This window comes from Ornithinimicrobium panacihumi (genome assembly GCF_052073805.1).
GTDB classification, from domain to species: domain Bacteria; phylum Actinomycetota; class Actinomycetes; order Actinomycetales; family Dermatophilaceae; genus Ornithinicoccus; species Ornithinicoccus panacihumi.
The window spans coordinates 65860-82475 of record NZ_JBQGWG010000010.1 but is presented as its reverse complement, the minus strand read 5'-3'; the positions used below and the strand labels follow the sequence as shown (position 1 = coordinate 82475).

At 71.4% G+C, this 16616-nt stretch carries 14 protein-coding genes; 10 read left to right on the top strand and 4 right to left on the bottom strand.

Translation table 11 applies throughout. From position 1 onward, the window contains the following. Positions 1–26 precede the first annotated feature (26 nt). Positions 27–3755, bottom strand: coding sequence for an FtsK/SpoIIIE domain-containing protein (locus tag ACTMMA_RS11010; RefSeq protein ID WP_441190225.1), 3729 nt, complete (start codon positions 3753–3755; stop codon positions 27–29). A 217-nt stretch (positions 3756–3972) separates the two neighbouring features. Here ACTMMA_RS11010 and ACTMMA_RS11005 point away from each other — a divergent pair, with 217 nt between their 5' ends. From ACTMMA_RS11005 to ACTMMA_RS10975, 7 genes are all read left to right on the top strand, one after another. Beyond that, on the top strand, positions 3973–5205 hold the full coding sequence (locus tag ACTMMA_RS11005) for a TadA family conjugal transfer-associated ATPase (protein WP_441190170.1): 1233 nt from the start codon (positions 3973–3975) through the stop codon (positions 5203–5205). After that, complete coding sequence (locus ACTMMA_RS11000; RefSeq protein ID WP_441190169.1) at positions 5205–6071, top strand: type II secretion system F family protein; 867 nt, start codon at positions 5205–5207, stop codon at positions 6069–6071. Before ACTMMA_RS11005 ends, ACTMMA_RS11000 begins: the two co-directional genes overlap by 1 nt. Beyond that, entirely contained in the window at positions 6068–7000 is a 933-nt protein-coding gene (locus ACTMMA_RS10995; RefSeq protein WP_441190168.1) for a type II secretion system F family protein, read from the top strand. The genes ACTMMA_RS11000 and ACTMMA_RS10995 overlap by 4 nt, the downstream gene beginning before the upstream one ends. 90 nt (positions 7001–7090) lie before the next feature. Then, positions 7091–7321 (top strand): hypothetical protein, encoded by a 231-nt coding sequence (locus ACTMMA_RS10990; RefSeq protein WP_441190167.1) that lies wholly within the window; start codon positions 7091–7093, stop codon positions 7319–7321. Further along, a complete protein-coding gene (locus ACTMMA_RS10985; RefSeq protein WP_441190166.1) occupies positions 7318–7713 on the top strand; it encodes a TadE family protein in 396 nt (131 codons plus the stop codon). Before ACTMMA_RS10990 ends, ACTMMA_RS10985 begins: the two co-directional genes overlap by 4 nt. A 137-nt stretch (positions 7714–7850) precedes the next feature. After that, positions 7851–8252 carry a pilus assembly protein gene (locus ACTMMA_RS10980; protein WP_441190165.1) on the top strand — a complete coding sequence of 134 codons (402 nt, stop codon included), beginning with the start codon at positions 7851–7853 and terminating at the stop codon, positions 8250–8252. Next, positions 8236–8718 carry a pilus assembly protein TadG-related protein gene (locus ACTMMA_RS10975; protein WP_441190164.1) on the top strand — a complete coding sequence of 161 codons (483 nt, stop codon included), beginning with the start codon at positions 8236–8238 and terminating at the stop codon, positions 8716–8718. The genes ACTMMA_RS10980 and ACTMMA_RS10975 overlap by 17 nt, the downstream gene beginning before the upstream one ends. Before the next feature lie 100 nt (positions 8719–8818). Here the strand turns inward: ACTMMA_RS10975 and ACTMMA_RS10970 are convergent, their stop codons facing one another. Further along, on the bottom strand, positions 8819–9550 hold the full coding sequence (locus ACTMMA_RS10970) for an arsenate-mycothiol transferase ArsC (protein ID WP_441190163.1): 732 nt from the start codon (positions 9548–9550) through the stop codon (positions 8819–8821). A gap of 184 nt (positions 9551–9734) precedes the next feature. Between ACTMMA_RS10970 and ACTMMA_RS10965 the strand changes: the two genes are divergently transcribed. Next, a complete protein-coding gene (locus tag ACTMMA_RS10965; protein ID WP_441190162.1) occupies positions 9735–11231 on the top strand; it encodes a beta/alpha barrel domain-containing protein in 1497 nt (498 codons plus the stop codon). A gap of 52 nt (positions 11232–11283) precedes the next feature. On the opposite strand, the gene ACTMMA_RS10960 is transcribed toward ACTMMA_RS10965, so the two are convergent. Continuing rightward, on the bottom strand, positions 11284–11826 hold the full coding sequence (locus ACTMMA_RS10960) for a DinB family protein (RefSeq protein WP_441190161.1): 543 nt from the start codon (positions 11824–11826) through the stop codon (positions 11284–11286). A 65-nt stretch (positions 11827–11891) separates the two neighbouring features. On the opposite strand from ACTMMA_RS10960, the gene prfB reads away from it, so the two are divergent. Continuing rightward, positions 11892–13001 (top strand): peptide chain release factor 2, encoded by a 1110-nt coding sequence (gene prfB / locus ACTMMA_RS10955; RefSeq protein ID WP_441190160.1) that lies wholly within the window; start codon positions 11892–11894, stop codon positions 12999–13001. A gap of 7 nt (positions 13002–13008) precedes the next feature. Further along, positions 13009–14514 (top strand): aldehyde dehydrogenase family protein, encoded by a 1506-nt coding sequence (locus tag ACTMMA_RS10950; RefSeq protein WP_441190159.1) that lies wholly within the window; start codon positions 13009–13011, stop codon positions 14512–14514. A 394-nt stretch (positions 14515–14908) separates the two neighbouring features. On the opposite strand, the gene ACTMMA_RS10945 is transcribed toward ACTMMA_RS10950, so the two are convergent. Beyond that, on the bottom strand, positions 14909–16429 hold the full coding sequence (locus ACTMMA_RS10945; RefSeq protein ID WP_441190158.1) for a M28 family peptidase: 1521 nt from the start codon (positions 16427–16429) through the stop codon (positions 14909–14911). Positions 16430–16616: the final 187 nt, after the last annotated feature.

Genomic DNA, 16616 nt, shown 5'->3' with positions numbered 1-16616 from the left:
GGGTCCTTCCGGGCGTCTGTCGCAGCTCAGGCCACCCTCCCCAGGTGGATCCGCACGGCCCGTCCCCGGTCCACGAGCACGCCACGACCGGGGACCGACACATCTCCGGTGGGGACGGCGAGGCCGAGGAGGTGGCCGTCCCGGGGTGCCGAGGGCTGCAGGATGATGCCCCGGCGGTGCCTGGCCAGGTGGGGGACCAAGCCACGGAACTGACTGCTCGCGGCCTCCAGCTCGGCCCCGACGACCAACCGACCGTCGGTGCGCCGGGCCCAGTCGAGGATGAGGTCCTCGGTCGCGGACCCGGCCAGGAGATGGGCCTCGTCGACGATCACGGTGTGCGGATCGGCGGCCAGCGCCCGAGCCAGGTCGGCGTCCGCCCACGATCCGGGTCCGGGCACCAGGACCTGCCCGTCCCTGGGCTCATGCGGGGAGGACGCGGCGGGTCCGGCGAGCAGCCGCAGTGCTGAGGAGACTCCTGACCGGGGCGGTCCCAGCACGATCACGGAACCGCCGAGGGGAGCCATCGGTGCTGCGTCGTCGCCGCCCACGGCCCAGGCTCCTCCGGGCCCCAGCTCCCGTGGTAGCGGCCGGACCTCGGGCGGGGGCGTGCCCGGGGGAGGATCTGCCTTCGACCAGGAGGTCTCGTCCTCCGGCAGGACGACCTGGGCGACGACGCCGTCCCGCAGCCGGACGAGCCGCCCTGGCGGAGGATCCACCGGGATCTGGTCGCGGCGCAGTCCGCTGAGGGTGAGGTCGCCGGGGTCGTTGAGACGCAGCGCCCAGGTCTCGGGAAGGGTCGCGGCCACCTTGCCGAGCAGCAGCGACCGGTCCCCGCTCACCAGGCAGTGCACGCCGGCCGCCGGTCCGTCGCGGAGCAGCCGGAGGCTGAGCTCGACCCCGCGACCGCCCTCGACCTCGGCCAGCTCATCCACCCACCGGTCCCAGCCGTCGACCACCGTGACCACAGGCTCGAGGCGTGGGTCGGCGCCGGCGAGCCGGGCGTCGATCAGCTCGCTCAGGACGTCCAGGACCCTCAGGCCGTGGGCACGTTCGTCAGGTCCTACCCACGCCCGCAGGCCTGGGTGCTGACGCATGCCGCAGGTCTCCAGGCCACGTCCGGGGTCGAGCACGTAGACCCAGACCGGACCGGCCGACCGCAGCAGCGCGGCGAGGGCGGTGCTCCGGCCGCTGCGTGCCGAGCCGACGATCCCGACGTGGTTCGTCCCGTCCCAGAGCAGCTCCTCGCGAGACTGGAGCTCGGGCCGGTCCGCCAACGCCCAGGCCCGGGGGTTGGCCAGCTCCGCATCCAGAGCCGGGATGCGCTCGGGGAGGGCGGGCAACCAGACGGCGCGTGACCGCATACCCGCGGAGGTTGCCGCATCCTGCAGCAGGCGAGGGAGCCCACCCAGCCCGCTCTCGGCGGCGCTGGCGCCAGGCACGGGCGAGTGGAGCACGCGGAGCCCCTCCCACACGTCGGACACCTCCTGGACGGACCACTCGGTGCCGGTCGCCGGCGGGAGCGGAGGAGCGGCCGGCGCGACCTGGAAGGCCCTCGGCGGCGCTGAGCCCGTCCGCACCAGGGCCGCCCCGGGACGCCCCTGCGGCAGGTGGGCGGCATCCGGGGTCTCGATGACGTCCCTGCTGTCGGACTCGTCCCGCAGGCGCAGGGCGATGCGCAGGTTGACGTTGGCCCGCAGGTCGGAGGTGACGACTCCCGCGGGGCGCTGGGTCGCGAGCACGAGGTGGAGGCCCAGGCTGCGACCCACCGCGGCGAGCCTGATGAGGCCGTCGAGAAAGGCGGGCAGCTCTTCGCGGAGGACTCGAAACTCGTCGATCATCACGACCAGACGGGGCAGGTCCTCGCCGGAGTAGTCGCGCACGTCCCGCACGCCGCTGGCGGCCAGCACAGCCTCCCTGCGCCGCAGCTCGGCCTGGAGGGAGACCAGCACGCGGGACGCCAGATGGGGGTCGAGGTCGGTCACCAGACCCGTCGAGTGCGGCAGGGTTGCGCACTCGCCCAGACTGCTTCCCCCCTTGTAGTCGATGAAGAGGAAGCTCAGCCGATCCGGACGGTTCCGCAGCGCCAAGCCGGTGGCCAGCGTGCGCAGCAGCTCGGACTTCCCGGAACCGGTCGTGCCCGCCACGAGGGCGTGGGGGCCGTCCGCGGCCAGGTCCAGGTGGACCGCCGCGCCCGTCGCGTCCGTCCCGACCGGCACCCGCAGGGTCACCTCGTCCGAGGCCCATCCCGTCTGGTCGGGGCGGGCCGGCCAGGGCAGGAGACCTCCGAGGGTCACCGGGCCGACGGCGGCCGAGTCCGTCGGGGCGCGGTCGGTCAGCGGCGCGAGACGCCTGGCGAACGCTCGGGCCATGGTGTGCGACAGAAGGGTCGGGACGAAGACGAGATCCTGCTCGCCCGGTCGGCGCAGGACCCCTCGCCACCGGCTCTCCAGGATCACCCGCGGCAGATCCGGCGGCGCCTGGCGGACGTCGTCGACGAGGAGCAGGTCGTGCCCCCAGCAGATCTGGGTGGCGTCTCGTGCGTCGGGGCTGTGCCGGCTTCCGCACGGACGGGTATGCGGCAGCCAGGCGAGCAGGTCCCAGCCCGCCGGCGGGTCGCCGGGGTCCACGACCAGGGCGAGTGTCTCGGGGGAGTGGCCGGTGGCGAGCTGCAGGATCCAGGAGCGCACGGCAGCGTCCCGGACGACCGGGGGACCCACCACGACGAGCGGCTCTCCCAGGGTCAGGGTCACGGGAGCATGCTCGAGGGGCAGGGGCACGCCGTCGACCAGGATCTGCGACGCCACCGTGCCCTCGCCCAGGACTATCCGGGGCCGCTCCGCAGAGCGTGCCCACAGCTGGGTCGACGGCTCCGGGACCAAAGCACCTCGGATCCCCAGGACTCCCGGATCGCGTTCCCGCCGCGTGTCGAGCTCATCCCGCAGCGCCTCGTGACGGCGACGATGGTGGTGCGCCACCTCCTCGGCGTGGGCGGACAGGGCCGCCCGGTGCTCGAGCCGGGAGGATCGACGGTCGCCGAGGTACTGGCCGAAGATCATGGCCGGTCCGAGGAGACCGAAGAGGAGCAGCCACGGCATCCTCAGGACGAGTGCGACGGTGACCCCGATGACCAGGGGGAGGCTCCAGCTCCACGCGCTCGGGGCACGGACGGTGCGGGGAAGGGGCCTGACCGGGGTGGCCAGCTCGACCGTGCGGGGGCGAGGCTCGGGGCGCTGCCAGGGTTGGACCGTCTTCCGGCCGGCCACCACCTCTGCGGCAAGGGGTGGTGGGGTCTGGCTCACCAGGGCGAGACGGGTCGATCCGGCCAGCAGCTCGGTGCCGGGTGCCCAGCTGTCGTGGGAGGCGCCCGAGCTTTCCTTCGTCCCGTTGGTAGAACCGAGGTCCTGGACGTGGAAGCGATCCCGCTCGAGCCTGACGCGGAGGTGGGTCCTGGACATGGTCGTGTCCTGGACGCTGAGGTCGCAGCCCGGGGCGCGCCCCACGGTTGTCCACCGGCCGGGACCCAAAGGGGCGCTGCGACCGGCGTCCGGTCCGGACACGACCACGATCGAGGCCAGAGGTTGTCGCTCGGCGCCTGCGGTGCGCTCCAGGCTGGCCCCGTGCACGAGGCCAGGACCGTCCCAGGAGGGGCGGGACACGGGCCCACCCGAGCGGGACAGGACCTCGGCCGCCGTCGCGTCGTCCGGTGCTCGGACGACCAGGTGCTTGACCTCCGTCCGGTCCGGGACGGTCACCATGATCTTCACCCGGTCATGGTGCGCGAGAAAGGGATCGGGGCGCGGATGTTGTCCACAGGTTGCGGTTGTCCACAGGCTTGGTACGCGTTTGGTCAGGATTTGGCAAAGTCTCTTTACAGGGGCGCCGAGGACTGGTGCCATGGCTCGTGGTCGGCAGGGGCTGTCGACAGGGGCGATCCAGCATCACCAGACGTTTCCGCGGGGAGGGCCGGGAAAGATGCAGGCAGGACTGGAGCTGCTCGAGGACGATGTTCGCGAGCTCATCCGGCGTCGACGTCTCGACCCCACCAGGGATGACATCGAGGTGCGGCGCCTCATCGACGAGGTGCTCGACGACTACGAGGACCGGGCCCTCATCACCGGGACGCTCCAGCTGCCTGACCGGCGTGACGCGCAGCGGGCGCTGATCGAGTCGGTGGCCGGGTTCGGTCCTCTGCAGACCTATCTGGACGACCCATCGGTCGAGGAGATCTGGATCAACGAACCCAGCAAGGTCTTCGTGGCCAGGCATGGCCGGTCGGAGCTGACCCCCACGCTCCTGACCGAGGAGCAGGTCCACGACCTCGTCGAGCGGATGCTCCGCAGCTCCGGTCGGCGGGTCGATCTGAGCAGCCCGTTCGTGGACGCGTCCCTGCCGGACGGCAGCCGCTTGCACGTGGCGATCCCCGACATCACCCGCAGGCACTGGGCCGTCAACATTCGCAAGTTCGTCGTCGCGGCGGACGAGCTGGACGACCTCGTGCGGCTCGGCAGCCTCCCGGCCGCCGCCGCGCGCTTCCTCGAGGCTGCGGTCAGCGCCGGTCTGAACATCCTGGTCGCGGGGTCGACCCAGGCCGGCAAGACCACGATGCTCAACTGCCTCGCCGCGGCCATCCCGGCCCACGAGAGGGTCGTGACCTGCGAAGAGGTCTTTGAGCTCAAGGTGAACCTCAGGGATGTGGCGGCGATGCAGTGCCGGCAGCCCAGCCTGGAGGGCACGGGCGAGATCCCGTTGCGACGCCTCGTCAAAGAAGCGCTGCGCATGCGCCCCAGCCGGATCATCGTCGGGGAGGTCCGCCAGGAAGAGAGCCTGGACCTGCTGATCGCCTTGAACAGCGGTCTTCCGGGGATGTGCACGATCCACGCCAACAGCGCCCGCGAGGCCGTCACGAAGATGTGCACCCTGCCGTTGCTCGCGGGCAACAACGTCGCCAGCACCTTCGTCGTCCCGACGGTTGCCTCGTCGATCGACCTCGTGGTCCAGCTCGGGCTCGAGGCCGACGGGCGTCGCCGGGTCCGGGAGATCGTCGCCCTCCCGGGACGTGCGGAAGGGGACGTGGTCGAGATGGCCGACATCTTCACCCTGGACCACAGGTCTCAGGAGCTGGTGCGCGCAGACGGTTTCCCACCGCATACCGAGAGATTCGACAGAGCGGGCTTCGACCTGCGCGACCTCCTCGGAGGTGACTGATGGAGGGCGCGGCCCTGGGCCTGATGATGGGGCTGGGCCTCGCGAGCATCTGGTGGTCCTTCTGGCCACGTGAGGTCCGTCCGCCGATCCGTGCGCACCGCCGTTGGCTCGACCGGCTCGCCGACGAGATCATGCTGGCCGGCATCCGAGGTCTGGGACCGGGAGGCCTGCTGGCCAGCTCTGCCCTGCTCGGTCTCCTCGTTCTCGGACTGGGATATGCCGTGACATCCGTCCTGCCGATCAGCGTCTGCTTCGCCGTCATGGCGGCCTGCGCGCCGATCGCTTACGTCCGCGCGCGGGCCCGCTCCCGGCGCGGTCAGCTCAGGGATGTCTGGCCGGACGTGATCGACCACGTCCACTCCGCGGTCCGCGCCGGCCTGGCGCTGCCCGAGGCATTGGTCCAGCTGGGCGAGCGTGGACCCTCCGAGCTACGCCCCCAGTTCGTGGAGTTCGCCCACGACTATCGCGCCACCGGGCGGTTCTCCGAGTCCTTGGACCGTCTCAAGGAGCGTCTGTCCGACCCCGTGGCCGACAGGTTGGTCGAGGCGTTGCGGATCGCCAGGGACGTGGGAGGCAACGACCTGGGCAAGGTGCTGCGGACGCTCTCCTCCTTCCTCCGCGAGGACGCGCGGGCGCGGGCCGAGCTCGAGGCGCGCCAGTCGTGGACGGTCAACGCGGCCCGCCTGGCGATGGCCGCACCGTGGGCGGTGCTGCTGCTCCTGGCCACCCGTGGGAGCACCCTCGACGCCTACAGCACCCCCACCGGGACGGCCGTGCTGGCCGGCGGTGCCGTGCTGACGGTCGTGGCCTACCGGGTGATGATCGCGATCGGGCGGCTTCCCGAGGAGCAGAGGGTGCTGCGGTGACTCCTCATCAGATCTGGGCGGGGCTCCTGGGGCTCACGCTTGCCCTGGGCCTGTGGCTGGTCTGGGTTCGGCTGCCGTTCAACCGGCGGGTGCAGCTCGCGGACCGGATCGAGCCCTACCTGGACCGGGCGCCCCGACGCTCCAGGCTGCTGGCGGCGGAGATCACCGAGTCTCGCCGGGCCGTGAACCTCGTGGCGCCGCTGACGCGTCGTGGGGCGGCGCTCCTGGACCGGATGCTGGGCGGGGAGGACTCGGTCCGCGCACGGCTGTTGCGCGCAGGCCTCGCGCCCGACGTGGAGGCCTTCCGGATCCGGCAGTTTCTGTGGGGCCTCGCCGCCGCAGTCGTCACGGCGGGGCTCGGGTCGGCGCTGTGGTGGACCCGTGGTGCGAGCATCGTGGCGCTGGTCATCATCATCGGCTGCGCCTTCCTCGGCGGAGTCGTCGCCAGGGACGAGATGCTGAGTCGTGCCGCAGCGCGGCGGGAGCGCTTGATCATGACCGAGTTCCCGGCGATCGCCGAGCTGCTCGCTCTCTCGGTCACCGCCGGAGAAGGGACCGTGCAGGCGCTCGAGCGGGTGACCCGACTCTCGCGAGGAGAGCTCTCCGCCGAGCTGCAGCTGTGCCTGGTCCAGGCCCGGACCGGCGCCAGCCTGCCGGAGGCGCTGCTGGGGCTCAGCGACCGCACCGGCCTCGGGCCGATCGTCCGCTTCGTCGACGGGCTGGTCGTCGCCATCCAGCGCGGGACCCCGCTGGGGGAGGTGCTGCGCGCGCAGGCGGCGGACGCGCGAGAGGCAGCACGTCAGGCCCTCATCGAGGAAGGCGGGAAGCGGGAGATCTCGATGATGGTCCCGGTCGTCTTCCTCGTGCTGCCCGTCACCGTCCTGTTCGCCGTGTTCCCGGGGGCCTCCATGCTGCGCATCGCGCTCTGAGGATCATCCCGACGAGCTCTCGACCCATCACCGTCAACGACCGATGACCAACCACCCGCAACAGATCACCAAGAGGAAAGGAGCGCCACCATGCGGCGCACGCACGTTCGACACCGATCCACCGTCCCCCTCTCTTCACTGGGGCCCCGCCTGTCATCGCGGCTGCGGGCCTGGGCCAGGGAACCTGAGCGCGGCGACGTCCCCGGCTGGGTGCTGATCACCATCATGACCGCGGGACTCGTCGCCGCCCTGTGGTTCGTGGCCGAGCCGCTGCTCACCGGTCTCTTCTCCGACGCGATCAGCAGCGTCGGAGGCCCGTGAGCACTCGGCCGGTGAAGCTGGACCCCGAACGGGGTGCCGCGACGTCGGAGTTTGCCCTGCTGGCCGGGCTCGTCACCGTCATCCTGCTGGCGGCGGTGCAGCTCGGGTTCGCGCTGCACGTGCGCAACACCGCCACCGCCCACGTCATCGAGGGGGCACGGCACGGCGCCAGGGCGGACCTCGGCCCGGCCGACGGGGCCCAGCGGGCTCGGGAGCTGCTCGGGTCCAGCCTGTCCGGTGCCCGTGGGGTGAGTGTCACGGCTCACCGCACGGACGCGAGCGGCATCGCGGTCGTCGAGGTCGAGGCCACCATGAATCTTCCGGTGGTCGGGCCGTTCGGCCCGGGCGGGAAGATGAGGGTGGTGGGCCAAGCCTTCGCGGAGGACCAGTGAAACTCTGTGGCCTGGTTGGAGTGGGTCGTCAGTGCGGCGAGGTCCGGGAGGGCGACGACGAGAGGCCGGGCGGCAGTGGCGGGCAGGGGCGGCTCTCCTCCCTGAGGTCCTGGGCGCGCGCTGCCGACCGAGGATCGATGCTCGTCGAGGTGGCCTTTCTGCTCGTGCTGCTCGTGGCCCCGTTGTTCTACCTGGTCGGGACCCTGGCCCGTGTTCAGGCGGGCGCCTACGCGGCGACGGCGGCAGCCAGGGAGGCCGGGCGGGCGTTCGTGACGGCGCAGGAGGCGGGAGAGGCCTCGGGGCGTGGTCACGCGGCGGCAGGCCTGGTCTTCTCGGCCCACGGTTTCAGCGATGTCGAGGGTTCTGTCAGCCTCTCCTGCGTGGGCGGCGACTGCCTCGCGCCGGGAAGCGGCGTGTCGGTGGACTCTCGCGTGACGGTGGAGCTGCCGCTGATCCCTGACTTCATGAACGGCGTCGTCCCGACGTCGGTCACGCTCACCGCTCACCATCTGGAGGGTGTCGATGAGTTCCGGGAGTGAGGCTCGGGGCGGAAGCGCCCACGGCGGATCGGATCAGGGACAGATCAGCGTCCTGCTCGTGGGGCTGGTCGCGATCGTTCTGACCCTGGTGCTGGGCGTCGTCGGCGTGACTTCGGTCCAGCTGAGCCGCATCCACCTGCTCGACGCGGCAGATGCCGCTGCGCTCGCCGCGAGCGACGCACTTGCCGAGGAGCAGGTCTACGACCATGGGCTCGGGGACGGGATCGTTATCGACGACCATCTGGTGGCGGAATCGGCCGCGGAGCACCTGGCATCACGCACAATGCCCTCACGATTGACCTCCTGGCGGTTAGGTCCCTGCACGGGCACTCCTGACGGGCGCACGGCCGTGGTCGAGGTGGTGGGGTCCGCGAAGATCCCGCTCATCAGCTCGGTGCTGCGTGCCTTCGGCGACGGGGTCACCATCACGGTCGTGAGCCGAGCGCGCAGCGACCTCGAACCCTGACCGGCGGCAGGCAGAGCGTGTCGCCGGTCAGGAGCAGACCGTGTCGGCGGTCAGGAGCAGACCGTGTCGCCGGTGGGGAGCAGACCGTGTCGCAGGTCGCTCAGGGGGTGGTGACGGTGGCGGTCACGTGCTCGCGGGCCTGGACGCCTGACTCGGCGGGCTGCGGCGCGGCCATGGGGGTGATGACGGGGGAGGCCTCGACCAGCGGGACCTCGAGCTGGATGAGCAGCTCGCGCACGTGGCGCTCGACGTCGGCGGCGATCTCGCGGACGACCTCGACGCTCGCGTGGTGCGGGTCGGCGATCTTCCAGGTGACCGTGCGGTGGGTGGCGATGCCTGGGTTGTCCGGCACGCCCATCAGCACGAGGACGTCGGCGGCGTCGGCGGCGTCGTGCTCGTCCGGGGCGGGATAGGAGCACTCCAGCTCGACGCCGCGCTCGGCCAGCACCTGGACGACGGCGGGGTTGGGCTCGGGCCGCTCGGGGGAGACCCCGGCGGAGCGCACGTCGAGGTGCTCGCCGGAGAGGTGCTCGGCCAGCGCGGCGGCCAGCTGGGAGCGGCCGGCGTTGTGCTCGCACACGAAGACGACCTCGGGGACCGGGCGGACGGTGCGGTGCTCATCCCGCGCCCCCTCGGTGAGGATGTCGCGGGCCCAGTGCTCGATCAGGGACGGGATGAACTCGGGGTGGTGGCTCCCGGCCTCCATCTGGGCGCGGCCCTGCCGGACGACGGTCTCGACCTGCTCCCGGCTGAAGGTGTTGCCGAAGCGGTGGACCAGCTGGTCGGTGACCCGCGCGAAGACGCTCTCGTAGACGGTGCTCGACAGTTCCATACCGCACTCCTGAAGGTGAACGGGTGGTTAACACCAAGTGTACGCAAGGGGCCGCCAGGATGGGGCCCGGCTCGCCCCCTGGCTGCGCGGCTCGCCCCCCGGCGGCCGCTTACGGTACCGTAACCTACGCGACCGAAACCTACGGTTACGTAGGTTCCCCGACCACGAAGGTGACAACACCCGCATGGCCGTTTCCCCCCTCGAGCTCGCTAACACCAGCCCCGCCCTCGACCGGCAGGGGCGACCCCGCCCCGTGGTCATCCAGGGCGGCATGGGGGTGGCCGTCTCCGGCTGGCGCCTCGCGCGCTCGGTCTCCGAGGCCGGCCACCTCGGCGTCGTCTCCGGCACCGCGATGGACGCCGTCATCTCCCGCGTCCTGCAGGACGGCGACCCCGGCGGCCACTACCGCCGCGCCCTGGCCCACTTCCCGAGCCAGGCCATGGCCGAGCGGGTGCTCGACAAATACTTCATCGAGGGCGGCAAGGCGCCGGACACCCCATACAAGCCGATCCCCAAGCTGACCCTCGAGACCGCGCGCGCCGGTCAGGAGCTGGCCGTCGTCGGCAACTTCGCCGAGGTCTGGCTGGCCAAGGAGGGGCACGGGGGAGTGGTGGGCATCAACTGCCTGGAGAAGGTGCAGATGGCCACCCCGACCGCCCTCCTGGGCGCGGTGCTGGCCGGCGTCGACTACGTCCTGATGGGCGCGGGCATCCCGCGCGAGATCCCCGCGCTGCTGCGTGCGATCTCGGCCGGGCAGGTCGGGCGGATCAGCGCCGACGTGGCCGGCGGCAAGATGCGCCGCTACATCGAGGTCGACCCCCTCGACCTGCTCGGCGAGGACCTGCCCACGCTCGAGCGCCCCGACTTCCTGGCGATCGTCTCGGTCGACCAGCTCGCCTCCTACCTGCATCGCGACCCGGACATCCGCCCCGACGGCTTCGTCGTCGAGCGTCCCCCGGCCGGCGGTCACTCCGCGCCGCCACGCGGCAAGCTCCAGCTCGACGAGGCCGGCGACCCCGTCTACGGGGCGCGCGACGAGGCCGACCTGGCCAAGATGGCCGCCCTGGGGCTGCCTTTCTGGATGGCCGGCGCCTACGGCACGCCCGAGCAGGTCGCCTCGGCCATCGAGGCCGGCGCCGTCGGCGTCCAGGTCGGCACCATCTTCGCGCTCTCCCTCGACTCCGGCATCACCACCGCCGCACGCGGCCAGCTGCTCGGCGAGCTGCGCGGCCAGAGCCTGACCGTGCGCAACGACCCGCGCGCCAGCCCCACCGGCTTCCCCTTCAAGGTCGCCACCCTGGAGGGCAGCGCCAGCCAGGTGGAGGTGTATGAGGCACGCCCTCGCCTCTGCGATCTCTCCTACCTGCGTCAGCCCTACGAGCGCGAGGACGGCGAGGTCGGCTACCGATGCGCCTCCGAGCCGGTCCACATGTATCTGAAGAAGGGTGGCTCCCTGGAGGAGACCGAGGGACGCAAGTGCCTGTGCAACGGGCTGATGGCCAACATCGGGCTCGGGCAGCACCGCAAGGACGGCTACGACGAGGTCACGCTCGTCACCCTCGGCCAGGACCTGGCGGGGGCGGAGGTGCTGATCCAGCGCCACCCGCAGGGCTGGTCGGCGGTCGAGGCGCTGACCTACCTGCAGGAGGCCTTGCCGGCGACCCGCCTGTCCGTGGCCTGAGGGCGCGCTCCGGCGTGGCTCTGGCTGTGGGCGCCGCCGGACCGGGAGGGGGCTACTCGCCCGTCTGGCCGTCGATGACCTCGCGCAGCAGGTCGGCGTGCCCGTTGTGGCGGGCGTACTCCTCGATCATGTGGGTCAGCACCCACCGCAGCGAGACGTCGGCGCGTCCGCCCCACGCCGGTGAGGTGGCGCCCAGGTCGCCGAGCCGGTCGGCCACCACGGCGCGGGAGCGCTCGACCGAGGCCTCCCACAGGGCCCGCAGGTCCGCGGCGGTGTCCTCGGCGGCCGAGTGCCACTCCCAGTCGTTGTCGGCCTCCCAGTCCACGCCGGCCCAGGGCTGGACGTCCTCCCGGCCACCGACCACCTCGGAGAACCAGTAGTCCTCGACGTAGGCGAGGTGCTTGAGGAGGCCACCCAACGTCATACCGCTGGGGTGTCCTTCGAGGGAGCGGCGCAGGTCCTCCTCGCTCAGGCCGCGCGTCCTCCACTCCAGCGTCCCGCGCTGGAAGTCGAGGAAACCGGTGAGGGTGGCTGCCTCGTCGGCGGCCAGCGGGGGCTCGGTGCGGCCCTGGTCGTCCAGCTGTGTCTCGGTCATGCCTGGAGGGTATGCCCGACCGCGGACAGGGGTCGACCGCATTTCGTCGCGTAGTCTTGATCCTCGTGGCTGTGGACTTCGACAACGAGATCAAGAACCTTCGCTCGACGATGGCGTCGGTGCGTGATGTGACCGACCTCGACAAGCTGCAGGCGCAGATGACCGAGCTGGAGGCGCAGGCCTCGGCCCCCGACCTGTGGGACGACGTCGAGAAGGCCCAGCAGGTCACCTCCTCGCTCTCGCGCGCCAAGGCCGAGCACGACCGCGTCACCGGCATGGACTCCCGCATCGACGACCTCGAGGCTCTCGTCGAGCTGGGTCAGGAGGAGGACGATGCCGAGACCCTCCAGGAGGCCGAGCGCGACCTGGGCAAGCTGAAGAAGGACGTCGAGCAGCTCGAGGTCCGCACCCTGCTCAACGGGGAGTACGACGAGCGGGAGGCCGTGGTCACCATCCGCGCCGGCGCCGGCGGCGTCGATGCGGCCGACTTCGCCGAGATGCTGATGCGCATGTATCTGCGGTGGGCCGAGCGCAACGACTACGCGACCGCGGTCCTGGACACCTCCTACGCCGAGGAGGCCGGCCTGAAGTCGGCCACCTTCGAGGTCAAGGCGCCCTACGCCTTCGGCACGCTCGCGGTCGAGGCCGGCACCCACCGACTGGTCCGCATCAGCCCCTTCGACAACCAGGGTCGCCGCCAGACCAGCTTCGCCGCCGTCGAGGTGATCCCGCTCATCGAGACGACCGACACCATCGAGATCCCCGAGTCGGACCTGAAGATCGACGTCTTCCGCTCCTCCGGGCCCGGCGGCCAGTCGGTCAACACCACCGACTCCGCCGTCCGCATGACGCACATCCCGACCGGCACCGTCGTGTCGATGCAGAACGAGAAGAGCCAGATCCAGAACCGCGCCGCCGCCCTGCGCGTGCTCCAGTCGCGCCTGCTGCTGCTCAAGAAGCAGGAGGAGGACGCCGCCCGCAAGGAGATGGCCGGCGACGTCAAGGCCAGCTGGGGCGACCAGATGCGCTCCTACGTTCTGCACCCCTACCAGATGGTCAAGGACCTGCGCACCGGTCACGAGGTCGGCTCGACAGCCGCCGTGCTCGACGGCGACATCGACGACTTCATCGAGGCGGGCATCCGCTGGAAGCGCTCCGCGGAGAAGGAAGACTGATCCGGCCATGAGCTCGCAGGCCTCCGGAGGGTATGCGGCTCGCGTCGCCACCCTGCGCCGCACCGTCACCGACGGGGTCACCCGCGACCTGGGCTGGCGCCGCGCCCAGCTGCGCGCCCTGCGGGCGCTGGTCGTGGACCACGAGGAGGAGCTGACCGAGGCCGTCCGCGCCGACGTGGGCAAGCCCGCCCTGGAGGTCAGGGTCACCGAGCTGTCCCAGGTGGTGCAGGAGATCGACGACCTCCTGGCGCACCTGGAGGAGTGGACCGCCGCGCGCACGGTGCCGCTGCCGGCGATGCTCCTGCCGGGAAGCGCCGAGATCCAGTTGCAGCCCAAGGGCGTGGTGCTGGTGATCGCGCCGTGGAACTATCCGGTCCAGCTGCTGCTCAACCCGCTCGCCGGGGCGCTCGCGGCCGGCAACACCGTGCTGGTCAAGCCCAGCGAGCTCACCCCGAGGGTGGCCGCGACGCTGGAGCGGTTGGTGGGGGAGTGCCTGCCGGCCGAGGCGGTCCAGGTCGTGACCGGCGGCGTGGAGGAGACCACCGCGCTGCTGACCGAGCGCTTCGACCACATCTTCTTCACCGGCTCCCCGCGGGTCGGCCGGATCGTCATGCGGGCCGCGGCCGAGCACCTCACGCCGGTCACGCTGGAGCTGGGCGGCAAGTCGCCCACCTTCGTGGACGGCACCGTGGACCCGGAGACCGCGGCCCGGCGGATCGCCTGGGGCAAGTTCACCAACGCCGGACAGACCTGCATCGCGCCCGACTACGTCCTGGTCACGCAGGACGCCCGGGACGCCCTGGTGGCGGCACTGGGAGAGGCGGTGACCGAGTTCTTCGGCACCGACCCGGCGGCCAGCCCCGACTACGGTCGGATCCTGGACGAGCGCCAGCACGAGCGGCTCGTGGCGCTGCTCGAGGGAGCCGGCGGGGATGGCGCCGCAGGCAGGGTCGTCCTCGGGGGAGGCCATGACCGGGCCGACCGCAACTACCTGGCGCCGACCGTGGTGGTCGACCCACCTGCGGACTGTGACCTGATGGCCGAGGAGATCTTCGGCCCGATCCTGCCCGTGGTGACGGTCGCCGACGCGGACGCCGCGATCGCGCACATCGGCGCGCACGAGCGCCCGCTGGCCCTCTACGTCTTCAGCGACGACCCGAGGACGCGTCGGGCCTTCGAGGAGCAGACCGTCTCCGGCGGCCTGGCCCACGGCGCACCGCTGATCCACCTGACCGTGCCCGGTCTGCCCTTCGGTGGCGTGGGCACCTCGGGGATGGGGCGTTATCTGGGGCGGGCCTCGATCGAGGAGCTCAGCCACCACCGGTCGGTCCTGACCAAGCCGCTGCGGCCGGACACCTTGTCGGTGGCCTACCCGCCCTTCCCCTCGTGGAAGCGCACCGTGGTCCGCCGGTTCATGGCGCCGATGTCCCGCTCGGTGCTGGGCTCGGCGCTGCCGGCCAGGATTCTTTCCGGGGCCGGCACCCTCCCGCGGCGGCTGCTCCGTCGCCCGTAGCCTCGACCGCCTCCACCGCCAACTGCTCTCGCGGCAACTGCGCGTCCGTCGCCACCGCCGACTGTTCCGGACCGTCGGCCGGATGGTGAACCCTCGTCCGGCTCTTTCCGGCTGACGGATCACTATCCGGCTGACGATCAGCGGCCGTCGCCTCGACGACGCGTCCTGACCCTCGAGGACGCGTCCTAACCCTCGACGACGAGTCCTAACCCTCGTCGACGAGTCCTGACCATCGACGACGAGTCCTGACCCTCTCGACGTGCGTCGTCTCGACGTCCCCTCCCCGCCCTGGCGTCGCCCTGACTCAGGTCTCATCCCCTGGGACGCGACGACGCGGGTGGCCTCCCCGTGCGAAGGACCACCCGCGTCGCCAGCAGGCCGAGAAGTCAGCCGGTCAGGCGGCGGCCTCCTCGTGGTCGTGCCCGGTGACGGGTCCCTGCGGGTGCGGCTTGCCGGACTTGCCGGCGCTGCGCTCGCCGTTGACCGCCGAGGTGTCCTGCGCCAGCGACAGGGTCGCGACGGCGATGGCGTCGCTCATGATGTCGAGCGCCTCGACGTTGATGTTGTCGATGTCGTCGGCGGGGGTGTGATAGTTCGGGTCGTACATGATGCCCTCGGTGCCGCCGAACAGCGCGACCTCCTCGGCCGTCTTGCTGCCGTCCGCGCCGGTGAACAGGCCCGAGGCCGGGATGCCGACCGTGATGAAGGGCTGGTAGTCCGAGCGACCCGAGAACGGGGTGTCCACCCAGGGCTGGCCGATGGAGTCGAACCAGTCCGTGAAGACCGCCTCGGTCTCGATGGAGCCCTCGGGCACGTCGACAGGAGCCTCGTAGGTCGACTGGTCGGCGTCGTAGACCCCGATGATGTGGTTGGGCGAGGCGACCATGTCGAAGTTGAGGTAGGTCGCGATGTCCTCCAGCGCCGCCGGGTCGTTGGCGTAGAGGTCCTCGATGTAGTGCCAGGAGCCGAGCAGACCGTGCTCCTCGGCACCCCACCAGGCGAAGCGGACCTGGTTGTTGAGCTTGTTGACCTTGGCCAGCTGGACAGCGGTCTCCAGGAGCGCCGCCGAACCGGAGCCGTTGTCGTTGATGCCTGGTCCGCCATCGACGCCGTCCAGGTGGGCACCCGCCATGACCACGTTGTCGGCGCGGCCCTTGGCGGTCTCGGCGAAGATGTTGAAGGTGTCGACCTCCTCGACGAGCACCTGCAGGTCCAGCGTCACGCTGACGGGGCCGGAGGCCATGTCGGCCAGCAGCGCCTGGCCGTCGGCCTGGGTGATGCCCGCGGCAGGCACGTAGTCACCGGGGCCGCCGAGGGTGCCGTTCAGGGCGCCGGGGGCGTTGTTGTAGACCACGATGGCCTCTGCACCGACAGCCGCGGCGGCCAGGGCCTTGGCAGAGAAGGCGCACTCGCCGCGGCTCACCAGGGCGATCTGGCCGGTGAGGTCGGCGCCCTCGTAGGCGGCGGCGTCGCAGCCCAGGGCGCTGCCGGAGGGGGCGGCGAGGTTGGCGGTGATGCCGCCCTCGGGGGTGTTGGGGCTGTAGGCCATCACGATGGCGTCGATGTCGCGCTGGGTGGGGGAGTTCTGGACCAGCGACTCGGCCAGCACGGTCTCCCGCTCGAAGGTGAAGTACTGGCGCTCGGTCTCGTAGCCGGCGCCCTGCAGGACCGACTCGACGTACTGCGCGCTGGCCTCGTAGCCGGGGTTGCCGGCCGCCCGGTCGCCGTGCTCGTCGGCGATGGCCTGGAAGGCCTCCAGGTGGTCCATGACGGCGTCGACCGTGACGGCCTTGGCGATCTTCTTGGCGTTGTTGGGGTTGCCGTTGTTGCCGGGCTTGGCGACGGCGGGGGCGGACAGGCCGGCCAGGGCGAGAGCGGTGACTGCTCCGGCGGCGATGGTGCGTGCGCTCTTCACGTGGACGTCTCCTTCGACGGTGAAGTGGGGAGGTGAAGTGGAGCGGAGGTGAAGTGGGGCGTTGTGCTCCATCGCCGAACCTAGGCGCGGCCCGGGGCAGGGGCCAGCGCAGAGGGACTTCTTGGTGAAACCTTTACCTTCCCTTGGGGCTCTCTTGACCTTCGGAGCCCCGTGCACTGCTCGAGTG